Origin of the sequence: Mycobacterium sp. 1245805.9 (assembly GCF_001672915.1) — a bacterium.
Classification (GTDB): Bacteria; Actinomycetota; Actinomycetes; order Mycobacteriales; family Mycobacteriaceae; genus Mycobacterium.
On the sequence record NZ_LZKR01000212.1, the window covers coordinates 20134 to 45745 of the forward strand.

General features: G+C 66.2%; 27 protein-coding genes. 21 read left to right on the forward strand and 6 right to left on the reverse strand.

Translation table 11 applies throughout. The features are described 5' to 3' along the window. Positions 1-44: 44 nt before the first annotated feature. The 16 genes from A9X00_RS26905 (at position 45) to A9X00_RS26975 (ending at position 12382) form a co-directional block, all read left to right on the forward strand. Positions 45-1058, forward strand: a complete 1014-nt coding sequence (locus tag A9X00_RS26905; protein WP_067160655.1) for an alpha/beta hydrolase fold domain-containing protein — start codon at positions 45-47, stop codon at positions 1056-1058. A 108-nt stretch (positions 1059-1166) separates the two neighbouring features. Further along, positions 1167-1412, forward strand: a complete 246-nt coding sequence (locus tag A9X00_RS26910; RefSeq protein ID WP_156772321.1) for a hypothetical protein — start codon at positions 1167-1169, stop codon at positions 1410-1412. Further along, a complete protein-coding gene (locus A9X00_RS26915) occupies positions 1412-2332 on the forward strand; it encodes an NADP-dependent oxidoreductase (RefSeq protein WP_067160662.1) in 921 nt (306 codons plus the stop codon). The genes A9X00_RS26910 and A9X00_RS26915 overlap by 1 nt, the downstream gene beginning before the upstream one ends. 20 nt (positions 2333-2352) lie before the next feature. Then, positions 2353-2787, forward strand: a complete 435-nt coding sequence (locus A9X00_RS26920) for a cupin domain-containing protein (protein WP_067160666.1) — start codon at positions 2353-2355, stop codon at positions 2785-2787. Positions 2788-2825: 38 nt separating this feature from the next. After that, a complete protein-coding gene (locus A9X00_RS26925; RefSeq protein WP_067160672.1) occupies positions 2826-4304 on the forward strand; it encodes an NAD(P)/FAD-dependent oxidoreductase in 1479 nt (492 codons plus the stop codon). 149 nt (positions 4305-4453) lie between these two features. After that, complete coding sequence (locus A9X00_RS26930) at positions 4454-5338, forward strand: NADP-dependent oxidoreductase (protein ID WP_232006954.1); 885 nt, start codon at positions 4454-4456, stop codon at positions 5336-5338. Then, a complete protein-coding gene (locus A9X00_RS26935) occupies positions 5335-5727 on the forward strand; it encodes a Rid family hydrolase (RefSeq protein WP_067160678.1) in 393 nt (130 codons plus the stop codon). The genes A9X00_RS26930 and A9X00_RS26935 overlap by 4 nt, the downstream gene beginning before the upstream one ends. A gap of 45 nt (positions 5728-5772) precedes the next feature. Beyond that, entirely contained in the window at positions 5773-6438 is a 666-nt protein-coding gene (locus A9X00_RS26940) for a nitroreductase family protein (RefSeq protein WP_067160681.1), read from the forward strand. A 53-nt stretch (positions 6439-6491) separates the two neighbouring features. Next, positions 6492-6635: a hypothetical protein gene (locus A9X00_RS31040; protein ID WP_156772322.1), complete on the forward strand. Its 144-nt coding sequence runs from the start codon at positions 6492-6494 to the stop codon at positions 6633-6635. 58 nt (positions 6636-6693) lie between these two features. Next, positions 6694-8163, forward strand: coding sequence for an MFS transporter (locus A9X00_RS26945; protein ID WP_232006955.1), 1470 nt, complete (start codon positions 6694-6696; stop codon positions 8161-8163). A gap of 197 nt (positions 8164-8360) precedes the next feature. After that, the gene (locus A9X00_RS26950; protein WP_067160686.1) at positions 8361-8741 is read left to right on the forward strand and encodes a nuclear transport factor 2 family protein; all 381 of its coding nucleotides are present in this window, start codon (positions 8361-8363) and stop codon (positions 8739-8741) included. 5 nt (positions 8742-8746) lie between these two features. Beyond that, positions 8747-9664, forward strand: coding sequence for an LLM class F420-dependent oxidoreductase (locus A9X00_RS26955; protein WP_067160689.1), 918 nt, complete (start codon positions 8747-8749; stop codon positions 9662-9664). 132 nt (positions 9665-9796) lie between these two features. Continuing rightward, positions 9797-10564, forward strand: a complete 768-nt coding sequence (locus A9X00_RS26960) for an SDR family NAD(P)-dependent oxidoreductase (protein WP_067160692.1) — start codon at positions 9797-9799, stop codon at positions 10562-10564. 56 nt (positions 10565-10620) lie between these two features. Then, on the forward strand, positions 10621-11151 hold the full coding sequence (locus A9X00_RS26965) for a cupin domain-containing protein (RefSeq protein WP_232006956.1): 531 nt from the start codon (positions 10621-10623) through the stop codon (positions 11149-11151). A 43-nt stretch (positions 11152-11194) separates the two neighbouring features. Then, positions 11195-11962 (forward strand): SDR family oxidoreductase, encoded by a 768-nt coding sequence (locus tag A9X00_RS26970; protein ID WP_067160787.1) that lies wholly within the window; start codon positions 11195-11197, stop codon positions 11960-11962. A 12-nt stretch (positions 11963-11974) separates the two neighbouring features. Beyond that, entirely contained in the window at positions 11975-12382 is a 408-nt protein-coding gene (locus tag A9X00_RS26975; protein ID WP_067160697.1) for a cupin domain-containing protein, read from the forward strand. A 6-nt stretch (positions 12383-12388) separates the two neighbouring features. Here the strand turns inward: A9X00_RS26975 and A9X00_RS26980 are convergent, their stop codons facing one another. The 3 genes from A9X00_RS26980 to A9X00_RS26990 form a co-directional block, all read right to left on the reverse strand. Next, complete coding sequence (locus tag A9X00_RS26980) at positions 12389-13162, reverse strand: DUF5666 domain-containing protein (protein WP_232006957.1); 774 nt, start codon at positions 13160-13162, stop codon at positions 12389-12391. Between the two features lie 78 nt (positions 13163-13240). Then, positions 13241-15070, reverse strand: coding sequence for an acyl-CoA dehydrogenase (locus A9X00_RS26985; RefSeq protein WP_067160700.1), 1830 nt, complete (start codon positions 15068-15070; stop codon positions 13241-13243). Positions 15071-15148: 78 nt separating this feature from the next. Beyond that, a complete protein-coding gene (locus A9X00_RS26990) occupies positions 15149-16228 on the reverse strand; it encodes a PE family protein (protein ID WP_067160703.1) in 1080 nt (359 codons plus the stop codon). Positions 16229-16425: 197 nt separating this feature from the next. Here A9X00_RS26990 and trxA point away from each other — a divergent pair, with 197 nt between their 5' ends. Beyond that, positions 16426-16785 carry a thioredoxin gene (gene trxA / locus A9X00_RS26995; RefSeq protein ID WP_067160706.1) on the forward strand — a complete coding sequence of 120 codons (360 nt, stop codon included), beginning with the start codon at positions 16426-16428 and terminating at the stop codon, positions 16783-16785. Here the strand turns inward: trxA and A9X00_RS27000 are convergent. Continuing rightward, complete coding sequence (locus A9X00_RS27000) at positions 16782-18224, reverse strand: condensation domain-containing protein (RefSeq protein WP_304441575.1); 1443 nt, start codon at positions 18222-18224, stop codon at positions 16782-16784. The two genes, trxA and A9X00_RS27000, sit on opposite strands and share 4 nt — an antisense overlap. Positions 18225-18564: 340 nt before the next feature. Here A9X00_RS27000 and A9X00_RS27005 point away from each other — a divergent pair, with 340 nt between their 5' ends. From A9X00_RS27005 to A9X00_RS27020, 4 genes are all read left to right on the forward strand, one after another. Next, the gene (locus A9X00_RS27005) at positions 18565-19278 is read left to right on the forward strand and encodes a GAP family protein (RefSeq protein WP_067160712.1); all 714 of its coding nucleotides are present in this window, start codon (positions 18565-18567) and stop codon (positions 19276-19278) included. A gap of 28 nt (positions 19279-19306) precedes the next feature. Beyond that, complete coding sequence (locus A9X00_RS27010) at positions 19307-20116, forward strand: enoyl-CoA hydratase (protein ID WP_067160715.1); 810 nt, start codon at positions 19307-19309, stop codon at positions 20114-20116. A 21-nt stretch (positions 20117-20137) separates the two neighbouring features. After that, a complete protein-coding gene (locus tag A9X00_RS27015; RefSeq protein ID WP_067160717.1) occupies positions 20138-21766 on the forward strand; it encodes an ABC-F family ATP-binding cassette domain-containing protein in 1629 nt (542 codons plus the stop codon). A 92-nt stretch (positions 21767-21858) separates the two neighbouring features. Beyond that, positions 21859-22065 (forward strand): helix-turn-helix domain-containing protein, encoded by a 207-nt coding sequence (locus A9X00_RS27020; protein ID WP_067160793.1) that lies wholly within the window; start codon positions 21859-21861, stop codon positions 22063-22065. A gap of 38 nt (positions 22066-22103) precedes the next feature. Here A9X00_RS27020 and A9X00_RS27025 read toward each other — a convergent pair whose 3' ends face one another. Together A9X00_RS27025 and acnA are read right to left on the reverse strand one after the other, a co-directional pair. Beyond that, complete coding sequence (locus A9X00_RS27025; RefSeq protein ID WP_067160720.1) at positions 22104-22685, reverse strand: TetR/AcrR family transcriptional regulator; 582 nt, start codon at positions 22683-22685, stop codon at positions 22104-22106. A gap of 12 nt (positions 22686-22697) precedes the next feature. Continuing rightward, the gene (gene acnA, locus A9X00_RS27030; RefSeq protein ID WP_067160723.1) at positions 22698-25508 is read right to left on the reverse strand and encodes an aconitate hydratase AcnA; all 2811 of its coding nucleotides are present in this window, start codon (positions 25506-25508) and stop codon (positions 22698-22700) included. Positions 25509-25612 lie beyond the last annotated feature (104 nt).

Genomic DNA, 25612 nt, shown 5'->3' on the forward strand with positions numbered 1-25612 from the left:
TTGGAGCGCGGGGCAATTAAGGACGGCGGCATGGAAGTGATGATATGAGTTCATTCGCCACCATATCGGGTCCACCGCGATATCCGGTCCGCGCGGGCGCGGTCGTTGACGTTACTCCGGACGGTCCGAGCATCGCCGGGCGCATCGCCTCGATCGGTGCCCGGCTGACGATCAGGCCTGCGTTGAGGGTGGGCTGCTACCTGCCATCGGTGCCCTGGCCGTGGGGCGCAGTGGAATTCGCCGCACGGGCCATCCCGCCGGCACCGGGTACGGTGCGCGCAGGTATCGACCTGGCGCATTGCACCGCGCAGCTCGTCCGTGCCGCAGGGGTGCTACCAGCCGACGGTACCCGCCGGGTTGTGCTGTATCTGCACGGCGGAGCGTTCCTCACCTGCGGCGCTCACTCGCACGGCCGACTGGTGACCATGCTGTCGCGTTTCGCCGACAGCCCCGTACTCGTGCCCAACTACCGCAAGATTCCCAAGCATTCGGTCAGCGACGCGATCGACGACTGCTACGACGGGTACTCGTGGTTGCGCCGACAGGGCTATCAGCCCGACCAGATCGTGCTGGCCGGCGATTCCGCCGGCGGCTATCTGGCGCTAGCGCTGGCCCAACGCCTGGTCGACTGCGGCGAGCAGCCCGCCGCGTTGGTGGCGATGTCACCGCTCCTGCAACTGTCGACCCGCCCCAAAACGACCAATCCCAATCTCGGCTCGGATGCGATGTTTCCGCCCAGAGCGTTCGACGCCTTGCACGAATTGATCGCCCGTGCCGGGGCTCCCCGCGGCGCCAACCGGCGCCCTGACGCGTTCTACGAGCCACTCGATAACATCCGACCCGGCCTACCACCCACTCTGATCCATGTGTCCGGCGGCGAGGTGTTACTTCACGACGCCCAGCTGGCGGCCCAGCGGCTGGCCGCGGCCGGTGTGCCGGTCGAAGTGCAGATATGGCCGGGCCAAATCCACGTGTTCCAACTCGGCGCGCCGGTGATTCCCGAAGCGACCCGCTCACTGCGCCAGATCGGCCGCTACATCCGCGACGCGACCGGATGACGAATCGATGATGCCTTCGCGCTCACCCGGGTGAATTGGTTCGCCGGGTGATGACGATTCACCCCGCGTCGGTAAATGCTGTTCGGAAGTTGGCGAGCGGAGGCTGAAATGCAGTCGACGATTTACCAGATCTGCATTCGAGGCCGCCTGACGGAGCGCCTCGGGTCCGCATTAGAAGGGATGCGCCTCGAGGCCGGTTCGACCGAAAGCGTGTTCACGGGTGAAATCTGTGACCAGTCACAGCTTTACGGTCTCCTCGACCGGGTCCGTGACCTAGGACTTGAGCTCGTCAGCGTACAACCGCAATCCGCGGCCGACCCGACAGCAAATATCCGCATCAGAAAGGACCTGTAATGCAAGCCATCACCGTTTCGGATCGCGACGCCGGCGTCGCTGGCCTGTCGCTGACGGACCTGCCCTACCCGCAGGCTGCCGACAACGACGTTATCGTGCGAGTACACGCCGCGGGTTTCACACCCGGGGAGCTTGACTGGCCGCACACTTGGATCGACCGGGCGGGTCATGACCGGACACCGAGCGTGCCCGGCCACGAGCTGTCGGGCGTCGTGGTTGAGTTGGGTTATGGCACCACGCTTTTGACCGTCGGCCAGCGCGTGTTCGGGCTCGCCGACTGGGCCCGCAACGGCTCGCTGGCGGAGTACACCGCCATGGAAGCCCGCAATCTCGCACCGCTGCCGATGGACATCGACCACACCACCGCGGCGGCGCTGCCGATCTCGGGATTGGCTGCCTGGCAAGGCCTGTTCGACCACGGCCGCCTCGCCGCCGGGCAAACGGTGCTGATCCACGGCGCCGCAGGTGGGGTCGGGTCGATCGCGGTACAGCTCGCTCGGGAGGTTGGTGCCCGGGTCATCGGTACCGGCCGGACGTCGGACCGAGACCGGGCGTTGCAACTCGGCGCCGACAGCTTCCTCGACTTGGAGACTGAAAAGCTCGAGGATGCAGGCGAAGTCGACGTGGTGTTCGATGTGATCGGCGGCGACATCCTCGCCCGATCCGCCGCTCTGGTCCGGGCCGGTGGAACGCTGGTCACCGTTGCCGAGCCGCCAAAGACCCAGCCGCGCGACGGACGGGCCATTTTCTTCCTGGTCGAAGCCGACCGGACCCAGCTCGCCGGCCTCGCAGCGCGGGTACGCGATGGGCGCATCAAACCGGTGATCGGCGCTGTGCTGCCACTCGCGGAAGCTGCCACCGCGTTCGCTCCCGGCAAGCGCATCCCCGGCAAGACGATCCTGCGCGTAGCCAAAGACTGAAAAGGGAAAGGCAGCCGAAAATGGTTCTGAAAATACCACTCGCCGCACTGACAGCCGCGGTGATGCTCACGCCCGGGGCCCACGCCGAGCCGACGCAAGAGGATTCCGGTCAAAAGCCGGTAGTCCGCCCAGTGTTCAATCAGCCCACCAATGTTCCGGGCAAATCGCTTGAGGCAGTGACGGTGAGTTATCCGCCGGGAGCTAGAAGCGGAGCTCACCACCACGCCAAATCGGCGTTCATCATGGCGTACGTGATATCCGGAGCGATCCGCAGTCAAGTCGAAGGTGAGCCTGCGCGCGTCTATCACGCCGGTGAGACGTGGAAGGAGGTCCCCGGAGCGCACCACACGATCAGTGAAAATGCGAGCGCCACCGAACCCGCCGAACTACTGGCGGTCTTCCTGCTCGATACCGGAGACGAGCCGCTTACCACGGATGACGATGCCAGCCGGTGACCGTCGCGTCGACAGCGAAAGACGTTGGTGAGAGGTAAATGAAAGCAAGCAAAGACTTCGACGTCATCGTTTTAGGTGGCGGGGTGGGTGGTGTGGCCGCCGTGCGGAAGCTTGCGGCGGTGGGCCTTTCGGTGGCGCTCGTGGAGGATCGTCTGGTCGGCGGGGAGTGTCATTACTGGGGCTGCAACCCGAGCAAAACGCTGCTACGCCCCATCGAGGTACTCAACCTCGCGAGGGCAGTTCCTGGTGTGCGGGAGGCCGTTTCGGGGCAGAAATTAGACGTTTCGGCCGTCTTCGCGAAGCGCGACGAGCTCATCGAACACCTTTCGGACCAAGACCGCACGGCATCGTTGCAGCAAGCCGGGGTAGCGGTGTTTCATGGCTTCGGCCGGTTGACCGGCCAACGAACAGTGCGCGTGGCCTATGCCCTGGGGGATACCACCGAAACCGTCTTGACCGCACGCCACGCGGTCGTGCTGGCCACCGGAACCCGTCCGAACGTGCCGGAGATACCTGGGCTGGCGCAAGCACGCCCGTGGACCAATCGGGACTTGACGAGCATGACGCAAGTGCCACCCAGCGCGCTGGTGGTGGGCGGCGGCCCCGTCGCTGTCGAGTTTGCGACCATCCTGAGCGGTTTGGGCTCAGCGGTAACACTTTTGGTGCGGGAGAACACCCTGCTCTCCAACTGTGAACCCGAAGCTCGCGAAGTAGTCACGCAGTCACTGCGAAGCAAAGGCGTCAAGATTCACTTTGAGGCAGAGTTGTCGGCGGTAGCCCGCCCCAGGTCGGGCGGGCCGGTGACCGCAACTTTTCGGCGCCAGACCATCGAGGTGGACGAGGTCGTCCTGGCCACCGGACGGCGCAACAACACCGACAACATCGGCCTGGAAACCATTGGCCTGCCGGCCGGCGGGATCGTTTCTGTGGACGACCATCTCCAGGCGGTCGGCGTCACAGGCGACTGGCTCTACGCTCTGGGAGATACCACCGGGCGCGCTCGGCTGTCTCATATATCCACCTACCACGGCCGTGTCGTGGCTGACATCATCACGGCCCGGGCGGCGGGGCGAGAACTCTCCGAGAACGAGCTGGTTGCCCGAGATACCGGCAGCCTCGCGCAGGTTATCCACACTGATCCTCAAGTGGCCTGGGTGGGCCGCACCGAAAGTCAGGCCAAAGCAGAAGGGTTCGCGGTGCGGACGCGAACTGCCCATTACCCCGGCGCGGTGTCATTCCTCGCCCTCTACCGGGATGGGTTCGATGGATGGGCGAAACTGGTCATCAACGACGAGACCAACACACTGCTCGGAGCGACATTCGTCGGCCCGCAGTTCTCGGAACTGGTTCAAGCAGCCACCCTGGCCATCGTCGCGAAGGTCCCAGTCAGTCTGCTACGCCATGCCGTCGCGCCACATCCGACGGTCAATCAGGTCTGGGATCCGCTACTCGCCCAGGAGTCCGAACTTGCCGCGTTGCTGAAAGACCGGGCGCAATCAGCACAGAAGAGCGCTTAAGCGGATCAACCCGTTTGAACCTTGATCTTGAGAGGAACCCCGATGACCTACGAACGGCCGGTTGTCTCACTGTGACCATGCTTGTGGCGGGGGTCCGCACGCTTGGTGGCCAAGTAGAGACGTTCGAAGTATTGGACCCGCGCCCGTTGGTGGACGACGAGGTCCTGATTGATGTTCGTGGTGCCGGGATTGGCAACTGGGACAACATTATTCGTTATGGAGGGTGGGACGTTGGCAGGAGGCCACCGCTTGCCCTCGGCGTCGAGGCTGCCGGAGTAATCAAGGCCATTGGTAGCCGCCCGAGCGGATTCGGTGTTGGCGACGAGGTGCTGTGCCACCCTGTTCCGCTGCGCGGCCAAGGCACGTGGGCGCCGCTTCTGATCGCGCCCGTCGAATCGCTCGCTCACAAACCGCGCGAGATTGCCTGGGAGACCGCAGCGATTTTCCCGGTGCCGGCGTTGACCGCCGAGCAGGTGGTCGGCGAGGCGTTGGCCCTGCGCGGTGGAGAAGTATTGCTGGTTCATGGCGCGGGCGGGATCACCGGCGGGCTCATTGTCCAGCTGGCCGCCATGCGCGGGGTCGACGTGCTCGCCACTGCCGGCCCGCGCAGCACCGAGAGAGTCCGCGAGCATGGCGCCCGCGCGGTGATCGATTATCGCGATCCGCTGTGGCCACAACACGCGAGGGAGCTGGCGAAGGACTCCATCGACGCCGTCGCCAACGCGGCCCCCGGGGGTGCCGCTGCGGCGATTACCGCGGTTGCCGACGGCGGCCGGCTGGCCACCATCACCCCCGATCTACCTGCGTCCACCCGCGGCATCAGCGTGACCGCGGTTTACGTCCGTTCCGACGGGGCTCAACTCGAGCGCCTCACCGCGCTACTCGCCTCCCGTCGATTGAGCATGCCGATGCCGCGGTCCTGTGGTCTGGATCAGGCCGCAGCCGCCCTCGCACACGTCGTCGCAGGCCACGAGCCCAGCGGAGTTGTCATCACACACCAGAAAACGAACACCGACCGAGGAGCCTTGAGATGACCACGATTACCCCGATTTACACCGGAGTGGCCGCTCACATCGGCAAATACGCTGACGCCATTGCCGTATCCGGTGGCGGCGGCACACAGATTTTCGTCTCCGGCACGCCTGGCCTGCGCGAAGACGGCAGCGTGCCTGAGGACTTCACCGACGAGGCCCGGCAGTGCTGGGCCAACGTCGAAAAGGCACTCGCCAAGGCCGGCGCCAAGCTCACGGACATTGTCTACATGCGGCAATGGATCACCAGCCGTGACAATGCGTCCGCCTACTTGGCGGTGAGCAGAGACGTCATCGGCCACCAACCCGCCGCCATGTTCAGCATCATCGACGGACTGGTGTGGCCCAGCATCCGCGTGGAAGTTGAAGTCACCGCCATCCTGCTCCCTTGAGCGATTTGAGCTTCCGATGAGCGCGGACGAAAGGATCCCGAGATAGTGAGCCCTTACCCCGTCGTCGAGTTGTCCACGGACGAACTGCTGACCACGACCCGCTCGGTGCGCAAACGTCTCGATTTGACCAAACCTGTTCCTATCGGCCTGATTCGGGAATGCCTGGAGATCGCGGTGCAGGCACCGACGTCGGCCAACGTGCAGAATTGGAGCTTCGTCGTGGTCACCGACGCCGAGCAGCGTCGCGCGATCGCCGATGTGTACCGCCGCACTTGGGACTCGATCGTCGCGTCCCCTTTCGCGGTCGCCGATCGGTTCAAGGACGATCCCGTGCGCAATCGTGAGCAGCGCAAGGTGTCTGACAGTGCGGCCTATCTCGCCGAGCACTTCGGCGAGGTCCCGGTCTTGGTGATCCCGTGCGTGGAGGTCATCGACGGCGACGGCAGGTTGACGGCCGAAAACGCCAACCAGTATTGGAGTTCGATCATGCCCGCCACGTGGAACTACATGCTCGCCGCGCGTTCTCGGGGCTTGGGGACCACCTGGACCGGGGTGACCATAATGGCCGACGACGAGATGCGGACCATCCTGGGCCTGCCCGACAACGTCTATCACGCCACGACCGTCCCCACCGCCTACTACACCGGCGCGACGTTCCGCCGTGCCAAACGGATCCCGCTGGACGACGTGCTGCACTTCGACCGGTGGTGAGCCGCCCTGCCAGCCGGTCACCCATGTCGGCGTGATTTTTAAGGAGGACAGCCATGGACGGCGAGTACGAAAACCCCTGCCCCGACAATAGTTCAAGGCGAACCGAATCGCTGGATCCCGATGACGGGCACAAAGCGATCACCAGCCGCGACATCGACGTGTTGGTGCAGTTGAAGGCTCTCAGAAAACGCCGATGACAAGGGCACGCAACGGATTTGGTGTTCCGTCGTCGTCCCGCACCGAACGCACCCAGCGGTGAGGCTGCGCGACGCGGCACCGACCAGACGTGCGATGGTGGTCGCGGTCATGGTGTCGATGGTCGCGTTCCTCGACTCCACGGTGATCAACCTGGCTTTGCCGGCCACCGAGCGCGACCTCGGCGGCGGCCTGGCGCTGCAGCAATGGATCATCGACGGCTACCTGCTGGCGATGGTGGCAGTGATTCTGCCCGGCGGGTCCATCTCGGATCTGTTCGGCCGCGTTCCCGTGATGCGATTCGGGCTGTTGGCTTTTGGTTCGGGCTCGGTGCTGGCGGCGGTCGCCACCTCACCGGCGATGCTGATCACGGCGCGCCTGATCCAGGGCCTGGGTGCGGCATTCCTGGTACCGGGGTCCCTGGCGCTGATCAACACGGTGTTCGACAAAGCACACCGGTCCGCGGCGATCGGCGTGTGGACCGGGTGGACGGGAACCGCCTTCGCGTTGGGTCCGCTATTGGGCGGAATGTGCGTCGACTTCCTCGGCTGGCGCTGGATTTTCGTGTTGTCGGCGATCCCCATGGCGGTCGGGTATGCGCTGACGTTCTGGCTGTGCCCCATGTCGGGGCGGGTCGAAGGCACGCGTGTGGATATCGTCGGGGTGGGCCTATCGACGGTAGGGCTGGCGGCGAGTGTGTATGTATTAATCGAAGCGCAACGCGACGGCTGGACCGACCCAATGGTCATCACACCGGCGGTGATCGGGATCGCCGCGCTGGTTGGCTTCGTGTCCTGGCAGCAGCGCAGCAGGCACCCGATGCTTCCGTTGCCGCTGTTCAGCTTTCACAGCTTCGCGGCCGGCAACGTCGTCACTGCATTGGTCTACGGCGGGTTGACGCTAGGATCGCTGGCCGTCGCCCTCTACACCCAAGAAATCGGAGGGTACTCAGCCACCGAGGCCGGACTGGCCACACTGCCGATCCCGGCAACGTCGTTTGTGTTGGCCCGTCACGTCGGCCGCGTTGCGGCGCGGGTGGGGTCACGTACATTCCTGATCGTCGGCCCCGCCTTGGCGGCAGTTGGGCTGCTGCTGATCCACCCGAAAGCCAACGGATTCCACGCGCTCACGGACCTGGTCCCGGGGATGACCGTGTTGGCGCTTGGGCTGGTGGCGACTATCACACCGTTGACGACGGTGACACTGGCCTCGGTGCCGACCGAACACAGCGGCCTGGCGTCGGCTATCAACAACGCCGTTTCGCGACTGGCCGCGCTGATCTCTACCGGATCCATCGGCCTGCTCAGCGTTGGCGCGGCGAGCGCCCCCGGATTCGCCCACGCCTTGGAAGTGAGCGCCACCCTGTTCGCCCTGGGTGCGTTATGCGCCGCACTGTTGATAACCAATCCGCCTGCAGGGCGCCAGCGTGTGCCCTGCGAGATCGCGGCGTTGTGCCGCGACCGGCCCGGTGCGCAACCCTGCCTGGCCAGCAGCCCGTCGACCGCGACCGAACCGTCCGCTCCGCAGTAATTGTTCACCCTCGCCCCGCCGCGCGACAGAACGCCCTGTATCGCCCAGCCGATGACCCGTCGTGGCACTGATTGTCGGGGGAGTTACTCACCCGGGTGAATGTGCGGTTTGGGTGATGACAGCTCATGCCACGTGGCTGCAATCTCGAGGCGACAAGATCCGGGCGGTACGAACGGCTTTCAGAAGGGACAAGTTAGATGAACGACACCAAGCAGTCCGCGGAAGATCTGGTGATCCTCGAGCGGCTCAACAATGACTACGTCCACTCCGACCAGTTCAACGATGTCAAGCGCTTCAGCGAGTTCCTCGCTGAGGACTTCATCGTGCAGACCCCGGGAGTCACCCGGAACCGCGAAGAGTTCCTCGAATACATCGCTAAGCCGCGTCCCTTCAAGGATCTCGCTGTGCACGACGTCAATATCCGAATCCTCAGTGACGTTGCGCTGATCCACGCCCGCGCGACGTACACCATGCTCGCTGACGGAGCGGAGCAAGAAGCTCTGTACACCGACACGTATCAGAAGCGTGATGGCGGCTGGGTCTGTGTCGCGGCCTGTGCGATCGCTCCGGGCGCTTAACCTGCATGCCGACCGGAATCGTATTATTTGCCAACCCGAAGGCAACCAACGTCGTCGATGGCATGGTGACGCAGGCGCGCACAGCGTTTTCACTCGGCGTTTGCCAGGTCTGGCTGGGCCAGCAATTCGATTACGATGCGATCGCGCTCGCTGCTTTGATCGGCGCGGCCGTACCCGGGCTCGGCGTCGGCACGGCGGTGGTGCCGATCAACCCGCGTCACCCGCTGATCGTCGCGCCTCTAGCGCAGACGGCGCAGGCCGCGTCGCACGGCAACTTCAGTCTCGGGCTCGGACTGGGCGCGCACGAGCCGGAGCGCCAGGCCTTCGGAACGTCGTGGCCGAACACGGTCACGCGGCTTCGCGAGCACCTGACGGTGCTGAGATCCATCTTCGATACCGGGGCGGTGTGCTTCAGCGGCAACGAGATCAGCGCACACCCCGGATGGCCGGTGCGGGTCGCCGGCGGCACGCCCGTCCCGGTGTACGTGGCCGCGATGGGCCCAAAGGCGTTGCAGGTCACCGGCGAGCTGGCCGACGGCACCATGCCGTACCTTGCCGGTCCGCGGACGATCGCACAATTCATCGAACCGGCCATCACGAGATCGGCGGCCGACGCTGGACGTCCGAAGCCCAGGATCATCGCCCAGGTCCCGGCACTCGTGTCCGACGACGTTGATGCCGCAAAGAATTTCGCGGCCGAGAAGTTGCGCTTCTACGAGTCCATTCCGTCGTATCGGAAGGTGATCGCGCGGGAAGGTGTCGCCGGCGCTGCAGACCTTGCCGCGGTGGGTTCGGCGGAATCGGTCAGGCGGCAGCTTCAGAGCTACCTGAACGCGGGTGCGACCGATGTGGTGCTGACCGCGTTGGCCTGGTCGGAGGCCGCGGTGGCCGAAGATCTGTGGGCCCTCGCGGCCTCGCTCTGACCCCCGGTAGTCACCCGGGTGAGTAGGTCATTGGGGTGATGACAGCTCACCCCGCGGGGGCGCAGTCTCGGTACGAGCAGATCCGGGTGTCCAGCCGGAGCCGTCAGCGCAGACCAGGAAGGCAACCCGCACATGCATTTTGAGGGCAAGAAGGTCATTGTTATCGGCGGCAGTGCCGGCATGGGTCGGCAGGTCGCGATCGACATCGTCGATCACGGCGGGAGCGCGGTGATCGTCGGCCTGTCGAAAGACCGCGTCGACGAGACCGTCTCCGAGCTGAGCCGGCGTGGCCACGCCTGGGGGATCGCCGCCGAGTTGACGGATCGCGGTGCGGTCGCCGATGTGCGGCGCGTGCTTTCCGAGGATCACAGCGATGCCACACTGTTGGTGAATGCGGCCGGATTCTTCATCCCGAAGGCGTTTCTCGCGTACGACGCGCAGGATTACGACTCGTACATGGAGCTCAACTATGCCCTGTTTTTCCTGACGCAGACCGTCGTTGAGGGCATGATCGCCCGCGGTGAGGGCGGGTCCATCGTCAACATCGGCAGCATGTGGGCACACCAGGCGATCGGTGTGACCCCATCATGCGGGCATTCGATGCAAAAGGCGGGACTGCATGCGCTGACCCACAACCTGGCGATCGAGCTTGCCGGGCACAAGATCCGCGTCAACGCGGTGGCGCCGGCGGCCGTGAAGACTCCGGCTCTCGAGCGGTGGGTGCCGAAGGACGAGATCGACGCCACCCTAGACACTTTCGCGCCGTTTCACCCCTTGGGACGAGTTGGCACACCCGCCGACGTGGCGAACGCCGTGACTTATCTGCTGTCCGATCAGGCCAGTTGGGTCACCGGCGCAATTCTGAACGTCGACGGCGGCGTCATGGCAGGCCGCAATTAACCCGGTGCGGTGGACGTGGAACTTCTAAACGAGAGAAACCCGAAAGGGGAGATGCAGTGACAATCGAGATCTTCAGGCCGGGCGGCCCGCCAGCGAAGTCTGTCGGACGCACCGAAGGCAAGTCTGTGTTCAACGGGACGGTCGGCGTCCGCCACATCCTCGACAAGGCTCAGGCGGAGGGCCGCTTCTCCGTCCTCGAACACCCGATGTCCCCCCGAGCGTTGGCCGCACCGCTTCATCGCCACCACAACGAAGATGAGTACAGCTGGATCATCGAGGGACGCGTGGGCGCTTTGCTTGGCGATGAGGTGCTCGAGGGGGGACCTGGTGACTTCATCTTCAAGCCACGAGGCCAATGGCACACGTTCTGGAACGCGGGCGATGAGCCCGCCCGCATCCTCGAGATCATTTCCCCCGCAGGATTTGAGCAGTTCTTCGACGAGCTTGCTGATCTCGGAGGTATCGACACGATATCGCCAGAGGTCCTCGATTCGCTCTGTGCGCGATACGAACTGGAGATGGACGTCGACAGCGTCCCCGAGCTATGCAATCGCTTCGGCCTGAAGTTTCCCGGTGAACCTCTTTGATGGGGAACGGTACTCACAGGGCTGCAACTCTGAAAGGTTCATCATGAAGATCGTAGTCATTGGCGGTCGTGGGCTGATCGGCTCGAAAGTAGCGGCCAAGCTCAGCGCGCAGGGACACGACGTGATCACTGCCTCACGCCGATCGGGTGTCGACTCCCTCACCGGCGAAGGCCTCGCCAACGCCGTCGCGGGTGCGGATGTCGTGGTCGACGTCGCCGATTCACCATTGTTCGACGACGAACCTGTGATGCACTTCTTCACGACGACGACGGCGAATCTTCTGTCGGCTGAACGGGAAGCGGGAGTCAAACACCATGTCGCGTTGTCCGTAGTGGGTTCCCAGAGCATGCCGGATAGCGGCTACAACACCGCGAAAGCAGCTCAGGAGAAGCTGATTCAGGAGTCGGGCCAGCAATACTCGATTGTGCGCGCAACCCCATTCTACGAATTTGCTGTTGTCTTGGCCGATTCCGCGACAGACGGAGATATTGTCCGATTGCCACACGCGATGTTCCGTCCTATCGCGGCCGACGACGTCGCCACTGCCGTGGCCCACGCGGCAGTCGGACTTCCAACCAATGGAATAACGGAGATCGCCGGGCCCGAAGCAATGGGAATGGACGACTTTGTCCGCGTGGGCCTCGCCGTCAACGGTGATCAACGTCGGGTCGTAACCGACGCCCAGGCGCCATACTTCGGTGCGGTGATCGACGATCACACCCTCGCACCCAACGAGAACGCCACCATCTTCACTACCCGATACTCCGACTGGATCGACGCACGCTCCGGCCGCCGCCCACAGGGAAATTGACCGGGAGCGCGAATCGTGGTCGATGCGAGCGACTCCGAACTCGAGTCGACGATAGACGTGCTCCAGGAGGTACGGTCACCGTCGATTCCTGACGATGCCGATGTGCTGACCGTTCTCATCAACCATCCACCGGGTGCCCCTGGATACCCGCCACATCGCCTCCCGGGGGGCCCCGGGTTCGGCTACATGATCAGCGGTGAGATGTTGTTCGAGCTCGAGGGCGAAGCGCCACGCGTCCTCCGGGCCGGAGACGCATTCTGGGGTCCCGGCGGCGACGTGATCCACTATCGGGACGCCAACAACCGCACCGACATTCCTTGCACCTTTGTCCTCACAATGCTGTGCGCGCCCGGGCAACCGTTGCGCGAATGGGTCAGCGAAGCGGAGCTCGAAGCGCGAAAGGGACTCCGCGTCAAGTAACCGGAATCACCCGCGCGGCTTGCCCGGGCACTTCCCGTCGACGGCGGCCCGCACGTTGATGCTCGTCGCCTGCAGCGTGCCGCCGTTGTCCAGGCTGCCGCGGGCGGTGACGCACTTGCCCTGCGCAACGGCGTCGGGAGTGGCGGTCGCCAGCTTGGAGTACTTGGTCTGGTCGTCGACGGTCACGGGCGTCTGGGTGCTGTTCCCGCTGGCGTCGGTGCCCGCGACGGTGATGGTGTTACCGGTCACCGACGCGACCGAGCCCAGCAACGGCTTTGGCTTGGGCGGCGCGGGCGACGGTGACCCGGGCGGTGGCGTGGTGGTCGAAGCCTGACCGGACCCCTTGGCTGGGGGACAGGTGCCGTTGACGGAGGGGCTGACCCGGACCGACGCCGCGGTGGCCGGCTGCCCGGTTTGGATCTCCTGGGTGGGCCGCACCGTGACGCAGCTGCCCTGGGTGACATCGCTCAGCGTGGCCGGCGCGACCTCAGTGATCTTGGTCGTCGACGTGAAGTTGACGGCGGCGCTGCTGTTGTCGTCTTTCGTGACCCGGATCGAGTTGCCCGCCACCGACGCGATCAGGCCGCTCACCTTGGCCTCGGCTTGCGGCGGTGCCTGCGAGGTGGCGGTCGAAGTCACGGTCGACGTGGAGGTGGACGTCGACGTCGGAGCCGATTGGTTCGACGAGCCGCAGGCGGCGACGGACAGCGCGGCGGCCCCCGTGACGGCGAGGACGGCGAGGCGGGCGAGTCGAGGAGTGGGACGGCTTGCGGATATCAACGTTTCCCCCGTTCGTGAGTTGGACCACGAAAAGATGTACCCGCTCGAGCTGTGCCGTAGCTGTGTAACGAGGCGTTTTCAGAACGCGTCTTCGGAGACCCGCATGATGTCGTCGTCGATGGACTCGAGGACCCTGCGCTGCGCGGTCAGCCTCGGCAACATGTTCTTGGCGAAGAACTTCGCCGTCGCGACCTTGCCCCGATAGAAGCTCTGGTCGCTTGCGGAGGGCGCCGCAGCCAGCGCGGCGTGGGCGATGCCGGCCTGCACCAACAATCGCCAGCCGATGAGCAGGTCGCCGACCGCGAGCAGGTAGCGCACCGACCCCAGCCCCACCTTGTAGATCTCGGTCGGGTGCTGCGTGGCCGACATCAGGTAGCCGGTCAGCGCGCCAGTCATCGCGGTGACCTCGTCCAGCGCGGTCTGCAACAGGTCGGCCAGCGGCTTCAGTTCGCCGTCGCAGGCATCGATGGTGCGGCTGATCTGCGCCACCACAAACTGCAGGGCTTGGCCGTGGTCGCGAACGATCTTGCGGAAGAAGAAATCGAGCGCCTGGATGGCGGTGGTGCCCTCGTAGAGCGAATCGATCTTGGAGTCGCGGATGTACTGCTCGAGCGGGTAGTCGACCAGGAAGCCCGAGCCCCCCAGCGTCTGCAGCGACTCGGTCAGGATCTCGTAGGCCCGCTCGGAGCTCACCCCCTTGACGATCGGCAGCAGCAGGTCGTCGATGCGGTGCGCCATGTCGGCGTCGGCACCCGAAACTCGTTGCGCCACATCGGGATCCTGATGCGCGGCGGCATACATGTAGAGCGCCCGCAGCCCCTCGGCGTACGCCTTCTGGGTCATCAGGCTGCGCCGCACGTCGGGGTGGTGCATGATCGTGACCCGCGGCGCGGTCTTGTCGGTCATCTGGGTGAGGTCGGCGCCCTGTACGCGCTCCTTGGCGAACGCCAGCGCGTTCAGGTAGCCCGTGGACAGGGTGCCGGCGGCCTTCACCCCGATCGTCATGCGGGCCTGCTCGATCACGGTGAACATCTGCGCGATCCCGTTGTGCACGTCGCCGACCAGGTAGCCGACGGCGGGCACGTCGCCGTCGCCGAAGGTCAATTCGCAGGTGGGTGAGGACTTGATACCCATCTTGTGTTCCAGCCCGGTGGCGAAAACGCCGTTGCGGGAACCGAGTTCGAATGTTTCGGGGTCGAACAGAAACTTGGGCACATAGAACAGGCTCAACCCCTTGGTGCCCGGGCCGGCGCCCTCCGGCCGGGCCAGCACGAGGTGGAAGATGTTCTCGGCCGTCTCGCCCACATCGCCGCCGGAAATGAACCGCTTGACGCCCTCGATGTGCCAGGTGCCGTCGGGCTGCTGGATGGCCTTGGCGCGGCCCGCCCCGACGTCGGATCCGGCGTCGGGCTCGGTGAGCACCATGGTGGCCTGCCAACCGCGCTCCACGCCGACGGCCGCCCACTGCCGTTGCTGCTCGTTGCCCTCCTCGTAGAGCGCCTGGGCCATGAACGGGCCGAAGTTGAAGAAGTTCGCCGACGGGTTGGCGCAGAGGATCATTTCGTTGACCGCCCAGGCCAGCGCGCGTGGTGCCGGCATGCCGCCGATCTCCTCCGCCAGGCCCAGCCGCCACCAGCCGGCCTCCTTGAGCGCCCGCACCGTCTTGGCCAACTCGTCCGGCACGCTGATCGAGTGCGTGGCCGGGTCGAACACCGGCGGGTTGCGGTCGGCGGCGGCGAAGGATTCCGCGACGGGACCCTCCGCCAGGCGGGCGGCCTCGGCCAGGATGGTGCGGACGGTGTCCTCGTCGAGGTCGCTGTAGCCCCCGGCGCCGAGGACTCCGCCGATTTCGAGGACCTCGAACAGGTTGAACTCGAGATCGCGGACGTTAGCGATGTAGTGCCCCAACGCGATTCCCTCCCGCCCGATCGGTCAGCGCTAAGTCTGTCGGACGTGGGAAAACGTACGCAACCGTAAGTAGGGCCGCTACCCGTGCGCGCCGTTTACGCCGAACAGCAGCCCGCGCTGGCCGCCGGTGCCGTTGGGGTGACCGCCGGCCCCGCCGTTGCCGATCAAAATGGCGTTGCCGCCGTTGCCGCCGTTGATATTGGCGTTGCCCCCGGCCCCGCCGTTGCCGATCAGCCCGGCCTGGCCACCGGTCCCGGCGATGCCGCCCATCGGGGCGGCGCCACCGTCACCGCCGTTGCCGACGAAAAACCCGCCGCTGCCGCCGGCTCCGGCCTGGCCGGCATTGGATGCGAATCCGCCGGTGCCGCCGTCGCCGAGCAGGAAGGCCCGCCCGCCGTTGCCGGCGACGCCGAGGGAGGTGCCGCCGCCACCGCCGCCGTTGCCGAAGAGCAGGCCGCCGTTGCCGCCGGCGCCGCCGTTCCCCATGCCGTCGGGGCTGGTACCGCCGGCGCCGCCGGCCCCTAGCAGCAACGCGGAGCCGCCGAGGCCGCCGGAGCCACCGCCGCCGCCGCTGGCGCCCCCGGCGCCGCCGCCGCCGAAGAACAGCCCGCCGGTGCCACCGGCGCCGCCGTTCGCTCCCAGCCCGCCCACACCGCCGGCCCCGCCGAAACCGAACAGGCCCGCGTCGCCGCCGCGGCCGCCGGCCTGGCCGGCGTTGCCATTCGCGCCCCGCCCGCCGTTGCCGAACAAGATTCCGCCGGCCTCGCCGTTCGCGCCGGGTGTGGCGCCGTTGTTGCCGTTGCCGATCAGGGGGCGGCCCAGTAGCGCCCGGCTGGGCGCGTTGATCGCGTCGAACAGCGGCTTCAGGGGGTTGGTGTTGGCGGCTTCCGCGGCGGCGTACGCCTGCGCGCCGCCAAGCAGGTTTTGCACGAATTGGTCGTGAAACGCCGCGACCTGGGCGCTCAGCGCCTGATAGCCCTGGCCGTGCGCTTCGAACACCGCTGCGATCGCGGCGGACACCTCATCGGCCGCCGCGGCGGTCACCGAGGTCGTCTGGGCCGCCGCCGCGGAATTGACCTCGTTGATTGCCGATCCGATGCGCGCGAGATTGCCGGCTGCTCCCGACACCAATTCCGTATCCGCGACCAGAAATGACATCCCGCACCTCCCGGTGAAGCGTCAGCGACGGCAGAATCTTATCGTGATTTCGGCGGCTGTGGAGTACGAAATTGTCGGCTGTCGCCGCGGTGAATTTGATTGCTGACGCGCACGATTCGGGTCGTATTGCGGGCGGCAGAAAGCCAATCGGGGAGAGCCGCGGGAACATTGCGTCAGTTACCGACGTTAAGTGGACTGTGACAACACGCGATCTCACTGCTGAGCAGTTCAACGAGACCATCGAGGGCAACGACATCGTGCTGGTCGACTTCTGGGCCTCCTGGTGCGGCCCATGCCGCCAGTTCGCCCCGACGTTCCAGGCATCCTCGGAGAAGCATCCCGACATCGTCTATGCCAAGGTCGACACCGAGGCCGAGCAGCAGCTCGCGGCGGCCGCCCAGATCCGGTCCATCCCGACGCTGATGGCCTTCAAGAAGGGCAAGCTGCTGTTCAACCAGGCTGGCGCGCTGCCGGCGGGCGCCCTCGAGGACCTCGTCCAGCAAATCAAGGCCTTCGACATCGAGGCGGCCGAGGCCGCCCAGGCAGACCAGGCCTAAACCAGTTGCCGCTGCAGCGCGGCGACTTCCCACATCGGCGCCCCGGCGCGGCCTTCGGCGACGCGCAGGTAAATCGACTTCAGCGTCTCGAGGTAACGAGTAACCGACTCGCGGGCGACCGGGTTGTCGGGGAAAAACACCATCGCGTGCGTTTCCTTTTCATACCGGTTGATGCGCAAGTCGAATCGGGCCGGGACCCCGCCGTCGTGATGGATCTTGATGTTGGAACCGCCCCACTCGGACTTCACGATGGTGGACAGGGGAGGGCTGCTGGCGTCGAGGTGGAACAGCAACGGAACGCGCCCTTGCGGCATCCGCAGCCACGGCGCCAGTTCCAGCACGCGAGAAAACGGCACGTTCGCCAGGGCCTTGCCCGAATCGAACGACTGCTGGGCGGCCCGCACGGCGGCACCGAACGATGAGGAGCCGACGGGAATGGTGATCGGCACAAAGCCGGTGAACCAACCGACCGTCAGGAACTCCTCCCGCGAGCTGCGGGTATCGCACGCCACCAGCCCGTAATACGTTTCGGCGCCGGTCAATTCGTATTGCGCCAGGGCGGCGGAGGCGAAGACGCCGCCGCTGAAACGGCCGCCCGCGGCTATGCAGGCGGCTTCGAAATCGGCCGTCTGTCGTTCGTCCATCAGCTGGACGAACATCAGGTCGCAGGCCCCCGATCCGTCGCCGAGTGACACCGGGCATTCCGGCAGGGTGCCGTCGTTCTGTTCGAAGAAGTCCACCCAGGCCTGCACCTGCGGGGAGTCCAGCGTCAGGGCCGAGGTGTACTCGTGCTGCTGGACACAATAGTTTTCGTAGCTGCCCGGGGCCGGCAGCGCCGGCGGCGCCCCGCCGGCCAGCAGCGACGTGTACATCAGGTACAGCTCCATGCGTATCGCACCGAGGAACTGGGCGTCGATGTAGAGATGGTCGATGCTGAAGCAGAAGGTGAAATGATCCTCGCGCTGGATTACGGCAAAGCGGAAGCAATCCCAATCCAGCGGGCTCGGCGTCGCCACGATGTGGTCGCGAAACTCCTCCGGCGTCATCTCGCCGTGTTTGACCGGAACACATTGAATATCGGCGGGATTGCGAACGGTGTGGCGCAGAATGCGGTCGCCGTCGGCAAATTCGAACCAGCTGTGATAGGTGTCGTGCCGCCGAAGATGCGCGTTGATGACGTACGTCAGGACCCGGATGTCGCAGCGGCCTTGCATGTCCCAGCTGCCGATGCACAACCGCGACATGTCCACCCCGCGGCCCGCGTGGTCAACGAAATTGCGCAGGTGGCGAGCTTGTTGGTGGCTGGCCGGGACGGCGCTTATCGGAGCTTGCCGGACCTTGGCTAGCGAGGCCGGCGAAGGATGCCAGCACACGACCGCCCCCGGGTCCGGCAACCAATCGTGGACGGCCCCGAACGCATCTTCCCCTGGGATGAACACATTCCCTCCCTAGTCTGCTTCATCGCCTGGACACAGCGGATTCATAGCTCTACCATTGCTTTGCCGAACGGCGTTCCTGCCTCCATTGGTCGGATCCTGTTGCGGGACAGCACATTTGCGCGCCAGTGCCCCTGCTGTGGTTGCCCGCGCAAGACGCCTCACGGGCCGTAGCTGACACGCGCCCAATGGTGGGTAAAGATAGCAGACCAAACCAAGCGCCGTGCGGCGTTTCAACGACATTTAACGTACGGTCGCGTGCCGAATCGTGACCCGCGCGGCCGCAGCTCAATAGCCCGGAAGTACGAACGCGACCCCGCCCCTGCGCGGTAGAGTCGCGCCCATGTGGGGCACGGTGCTGGCGTTGGCGCTGGTCGCGGGGGTGGACCCGGGACGAATCGGCGTCGCCCTGCTGCTGTTTTCGCGGCGACGGCCGGTGCTTCATCTTTTTGCCCTGTGGCTGGGTGGGGTGGCGGTCGGCGTGGCCCTGGCCCTGGGCGCGCTCGTCGGGCTGCACGACGTCGTGCTCGGGGTCATGGATCGGCTGGAGGTCGCCACCTCGAGCTCCACCGCGGGGCAGATTCAGGTCGCGATGGGCGTGCTCGCGCTGGTGATCGCGGCGGCCATCGCGGTCGGTGTTTCGGTGCGTCGACCGGTGGCGGTGCCCGTCGGCGCCCCCCTTGATCAGGCCGAACCGACGGCGTTCTCGCGTTTGTCGGCGCGCGCCGTGCAGGCGCTGCAGGCCGGCCCGCCGTGGATCACCTTCCTCGTCGGGGTGGGGCTGACGACCGATTTCCGCTACCTGGCCGCGCTCACCGTCATCCTGGCCTCCGGGGCCGCCCTGGGCACCCAGGTCAGCGCCGCCGCGGCGTACACGCTGGTGGGCCTGGCGTTCGCCGAGGTACCGCTGATCTGCCATTTGGCGGCGCCCGCCCGGACCGGCGCGATGATGTCGCGCGTGCACGACTGGGTGCAGGCCCGCAGACGGGCGGTCCTCGGAGTGGTCGTGGCGGTGCTGGGTGTTTTCCTGATGACCAGCGGTATGGGCCACGTCTGAGCCAGAGCGCGTCCGTTACCTTTCACGGGTGAGCCTGGTACTGGTAGAGCAACCGCGGCCCGGAGTCGCGCTGATAACCCTCAATCGGCCCGAACGGATGAACTCCATGGCGTTCGACGTCATGGTGCCGCTCAAAGAGGCCCTCGAGAAGGTCACCTACGACAATTCCGTGCGCGTCGTGGTGTTGACGGGGGCGGGCCGAGGGTTCTCCTCGGGCGCCGACCACAAGTCCGCGGGCACCGTGCCGCACGTCGCCGGGCTGACCCGCCCGACGTACGCGCTGCGCTCGATGGAGCTGCTCGACGACGTGATCCTGGGGTTGCGCCGGCTACACCAGCCGGTGATCGCGGCGGTCAACGGCCCCGCCATCGGCGGCGGGCTGTGCCTGGCCCTGGCGGCCGACATCCGGGTGGCCTCCACCAGTGCCTACTTCCGGGCCGCGGGCATCAACAACGGCCTGACCGCCAGCGAACTGGGCCTGTCCTACCTGTTGCCCAGGGCCATCGGGGCGTCGCGCGCGTTCGAGATCATGCTGACCGGCCGCGACGTCAGCGCCGAGGAGGCCGAGCGCATCGGCCTGGTGTCCTGTCAGGTGCCCGACGCCCAGCTGCTGGACACCTGCTACGCGATCGCCGCGCGGATAGCGGCGTTCTCGCGCCCGGGAATCGAGTTGACCAAGCGCACGCTGTGGAGTGGACTCGACGCCGGTAGCCTGGAGGGACACATGCAAGCCGAAGGCCTAGGACAGCTCTTCGTCCGCCTGCTCACCGCCAACTTCGAGGAAGCGGTTGCCGCGCGCGCGGAGAAGCGGCCGCCGGTTTTCACCGACGAAAAATAACCATCACACAAGGGAGCTGATGTGATCACGGCCACGGACCTCGAGGTCCGCGCTGGTGCGCGCATCTTGCTCTCACCCGACGGCCCGGACCTGCGCGTGCAGCCCGGCGACCGCATCGGGTTGGTGGGCCGCAACGGGGCGGGCAAGACGACGACCCTGCGCATCCTGGCGGGGGAGAGCCAGCCCTATGCGGGATCGGTGGCCCAGATCGGCGAAATCGGTTATCTCCCACAGGATCCCAAAGAGGGCGACCTCGATGTGCTGGCCCGTGACCGAGTGCTGTCGGCGCGCGGGTTGGACGTCCTGCTCACCGACCTCGAGAAGCAGCAGGCGCTGATGGCCGAGGTCGCCGACGACGACGCGCGGGACCGCGCGATCCGACGCTACGGGCAGCTGGAGGAGCGGTTCGTGGCGTTGGGCGGCTACGGTGCCGAGAGCGAAGCCGGCCGCATCTGCGCGAGTCTCGGCCTGCCGGAACGGGTGCTGACGCAAAAGTTGCGCACGCTGTCCGGCGGGCAGCGCCGCCGCGTGGAGCTGGCGCGCATCCTGTTCGCCGCCTCCGACAGCGGGGCGGGCTCGTCCACAACCCTGCTGCTCGACGAGCCGACCAACCACCTCGACGCGGATTCGCTTGGCTGGCTGCGCGATTTCCTGCGGGCCCACACCGGCGGGCTCGTGCTCATCAGCCACAACGTCGAGCTGCTCGCCGACGTCGTCAACCGGGTGTGGTTCCTTGACGCGGTGCGCGGCGAGGTCGACGTCTACAACATGGGCTGGCAGAAGTACCTGGACGCCCGCGCGACGGACGAGCAGCGTCGGCGCCGGGAGCGCGCCAACGCCGAGCGCAAGGCCGCGGCGCTGCGCACCCAGGCCGCCAAGCTGGGCGCCAAGGCCACCAAAGCCGTTGCGGCGCAGAACATGTTGCGCCGTGCCGACCGGATGATGGCCGCGCTCGACGAGGAACGGGTCGCCGACAAGGTGGCCCGGATCAAATTCCCCACCCCGGCCGCGTGCGGGCGCACCCCGCTGGTCGCCAAGGGGCTGTCCAAGTCGTACGGGTCGCTCGAGGTGTTCAGCGGTGTCGACCTGGCGATCGACCGCGGCTCGCGGGTGGTCGTGCTCGGCCTCAACGGCGCGGGCAAGACCACGCTGCTGCGCCTGCTGGCCGGCGTCGAGACCCCCGACAGCGGGGCCCTCGAGCCCGGACACGGTTTGCGGATCGGCTATTTCGCGCAGGAGCACGACACGCTCGACAACGACGCGACCGTCTGGGAGAACATCCGGCACGCCGCGCCCGAGTCGGGCGAGCAGGAGCTGCGCGGTCTGCTGGGCGCGTTCATGTTCAGCGGTCCGCAGCTCGACCAGCCGGCGGGGACGCTCTCGGGCGGCGAGAAGACGCGGCTCGCGCTGGCCGGCTTGGTGGCGTCCACGGCCAACGTGCTGCTGCTCGACGAACCCACCAACAACCTCGATCCCGCATCGCGCGAACAGGTGCTCGACGCGCTGCGCAGCTACCTGGGTGCGGTGGTGCTGGTGACCCACGACCCGGGCGCGGCCGAGGCCCTCGACCCGCAACGCGTCGTGCTGTTGCCCGACGGCACCGAGGACTACTGGTCCGACGACTACCGGGATCTCATCGAACTGGCGTGATTTCGCCAAATCGGCCCGCGGCCGACGATGGCTTTCTACTCTATGTGCTTGGGGATCGAACCCAGAGCATGGAGGGGACCTTGAAGACCGCAGTGCGGAAGCCGAAGAAGACGCGCGAGCAGATGTTGCACGAACTCCGCAACGCGTACGAGCGCGGCGCCAGCATCCGCAACCTGGTGGCCACCACCGGCAGGTCGTACGGGTCGGTTCACAGCATGCTGCTGGAGTCCGGCACCACCCTGCGCGGACGCGGCGGCCCCAACCACACTTCGGCCCGGAGCCAGTCCCCGCGGGCGTAGCGTCACTGCGAAGTTACGTCCCCTCATTCGCAGTGGCGTTACGCTCGCGCCCCAGAGTCCTTGCGCCGCACCGAGTTTTCCACCAGATCGAGGACCGCGGACAGCCGGCGCGGATCCTCGCCGGACGCCAGTCGGGCCACCAGGCCGTCGAGCACCAGCTCTAGGTAGCACTGCAGCACGTCGCCGGGAACGTCGTCACGCACCCGGTGCGCCGCCTTCTGGCGGCGCAGCCGATCGGTGGTCGCCGCCGCCAGTTCCGCGGAGCGATCCGCCCAGCCCTGGCTGAACACCGGATCGTTGCGCAACTTGCGCGCGATCTCCAGCCGGGTCGCGAGCCAGTCGAATTGGTCGGGCGCGGCGAGCATGTCGCGCATCACCTGGATCAGGCCCTCGCGGGAGGCCACGTCGGCCATCCGCTCGGCGTCCTCGTGCGCCAGCGCGAAGAACAACGCGTCCTTGTCCCGGAAGTGATGGAAGATCGCGCCGCGCGACATCCCGATCGCCTGCTCCAGCCGGCGCACCGTGGCCTTGTCGTAGCCGTATTCGGCGAAGCAGTGGCGGGCACCGTCGAGGATCTGGCGGCGGCGGGCCGCCAGATGGTCCTCGCTGACTTTTGGCACAGGCGGCGACGGCTACGACTTGAGCATGTTGCGCAGCACGTACTGCAGGATGCCGCCGTTGCGGTAGTAGTCGGCCTCGCCGGGGGTGTCGATGCGCACCACCGCGTCGAACTCGATCGGGACGCCACCGTCTTTGGTGGCCTTGACCTTCACCGTCTTCGGGGTCTTGCCGTCGTTGAGCGCCTCGATGCCGGTGATGTCGAAGACCTCGGTGCCGTCCAGCCCCAAGTCTCCGGCGGTCTTGCCCTCCGGGAACTGCAGCGGGATGACGCCCATGCCGATCAGGTTGGACCGGTGGATGCGCTCGAACGACTCGGCGATCACCGCCCGCACGCCCAGCAGCAGCGTGCCCTTGGCCGCCCAGTCGCGCGACGAGCCCGACCCGTATTCCTTGCCGCCCAACACCACCAGCGGAATGTCTTGTGCCGCATAGTTTTGCGCCGCGTCGTAGATGAACGCCTGCGGGCCGCCGTCCTGGGTGAAGTCGCGGGTGTAGCCGCCGGCCACATCGTCGAGCAACTGGTTGCGCAGCCGGATGTTCGCGAAGGTGCCGCGAATCATCACCTCGTGGTTGCCGCGCCGCGAGCCGAAGGAGTTGTAGTCCTTGCGATCCACGCCGTGCTCGTCGAGGTACTGGGCGGCGGGGGTGCCCGGCTTGATGCTGCCGGCGGGGGAGATGTGGTCGGTGGTCACCGAATCGCCCAGCAGGGCCAGCACCCGGGCCCCGGAGATGTCGGAGACCGGCTCCGGTTCGGCCGACATGCCCTCGAAGTACGGGGGCTTGCGCACGTACGTCGAATCCGGGTCCCACTCAAAGGTATTGCCGCTGGGGGTCGGCAGGTTGCGCCAGCGCTCGTCGCCCTTGAACACGTCGGCGTAGTTCTTGGTGAACATCTCCTGGCTGATCGCCGAGGCGATGGTGTCCGAGACGTCCTTCTGCGACGGCCAGATGTCCTTCAGGTAGACGTCGTTGCCGTCTTTGTCCTTGCCGAGGGGCTCGCTATCGAAATCGAAGTCCATGGTCCCGGCCAGTGCGTAGGCGACGACCAGCGGCGGCGACGCCAGGTAGTTCATCTTCACGTCTGGGTTGATGCGCCCCTCGAAGTTCCGGTTGCCCGACAGCACCGCCGCCACCGAAAGGTCGTTGTCGTTGATGGCCTTCGAGATCTCGTCGGGCAGCGGGCCGGAGTTGCCGATGCAGGTGGTGCAGCCGTAGCCGACCAGGTAGAAGCCGAGCTTCTCCAGGTACGGCCACAGGCCGGCCTTGTCGTAGTAGTCGTGGACCACCTGCGAGCCGGGCGCCATCGTGGTCTTCACCCAAGGCTTGGCGGCCAGTCCCTTCTCGACGGCGTTGCGCGCCAAGAGCGCCGCGCCCAGCATCACCTCCGGGTTGGAGGTGTTGGTGCACGACGTGACGGCGGCGATCACCACCGCGCCGTGGTCGAGCACGAACTCGCCCAATTCGTCGGACTTGACCGTGACCGGGTTGCTCACCCGGCCCTTGGCGTGCTTCGCGGCCGACTCCACCGGCTTGTGGTCGTCGGCGTGACCGTTGTCCAGAGCGCCGGGGTCGCTGGCCGGGAACGTCTCGTCGACCACCTCGTCCAGCTTCGAGTAGTCCGTCTTCTCGGGGTCGTCGCCGACGTAGTTGGGAATCTGTTCGCGGAACGTGGATTTCGCGTCCGACAACGCGATCCGGTCCTGCGGGCGCTTGGGCCCGGCGATCGAGGGCACCACGTCGGACAGGTCCAGTTCGAGGTATTCGGAGAACGCCGGCTCGTGCTTGGGGTCGTGCCACATGCCCTGTTCCTTGGCATAGGCCTCGACCAGCGCCAGCTGCTCGTCGGTGCGGCCGGTGAAGCGCAGGTAGGAGATGGTCTCCTCGTCGATCGGGAAAATGGCTGCGGTGGAACCGAATTCGGGGCTCATGTTGCCCAGGGTGGCGCGATTGGCCAGCGGCACCTCGGCCACGCCTTCGCCGTAGAACTCGACGAACTTGCCCACCACGCCGTGCTTGCGCAGCATCTCGGTCACCGTCAGCACGACGTCGGTGGCCGTCACTCCGGCCTGGATCTCGCCGGTCAGCTTGAAGCCGACGACGCGGGGGATGAGCATCGACACCGGCTGGCCCAGCATCGCGGCCTCGGCCTCGATGCCGCCCACGCCCCAGCCGAGCACGCCGAGCCCGTTGACCATGGTGGTGTGCGAGTCGGTGCCCACGCAGGTGTCGGGGTACGCCACCCCGTCGCGGTCCATCACCACGCTGGCCAGGTATTCGATGTTGACCTGGTGCACGATGCCGGTGCCCGGCGGGACCACCTTGAAGTCGTCGAAAGCCCCTTGCCCCCAACGCAGGAACTGGTAGCGCTCGCCGTTGCGCTCGTACTCGATCTCGACGTTGCGCTCGAACGCGTCGGCGGTGCCGAACAGGTCGGCGATCACCGAGTGATCGATCACCAGGTCGGCGGGGGCGAGCGGGTTGACCTTGGCCGGGTCGCCGCCGAGGTCGCCGACGGCCTCGCGCATGGTGGCCAGGTCGACGATGCACGGCACGCCGGTGAAGTCCTGCATCACCACGCGGGCCGGCGTGTACTGGATCTCAATGCTGGGTTCCGCCTTGGGATCCCAGTTCGCGATGGCCTCGATGTGGTCCTTGGTGATGTTGCTGCCGTCCTCGTTGCGCAGCAGGTTCTCGGCCAGGACCTTGAGGCTGTAGGGGAGTTTCTCGGTATTGGGGACGGCGTCTAGGCGGTAGATCTGGTAACTCTTGTCGCCGACCTTGAGGGTGTCGCGGGCTCCGAACGAGTTCACAGAATCAGTCACTTCAACTCCCAATGATTAAGTTCTTCCGACGACGGGCCGTGTCGGCGGTGCGGTACCACTTTAACAGTACGCTTGTCCTGTATTACGGCGGGTTCCCTAGACCC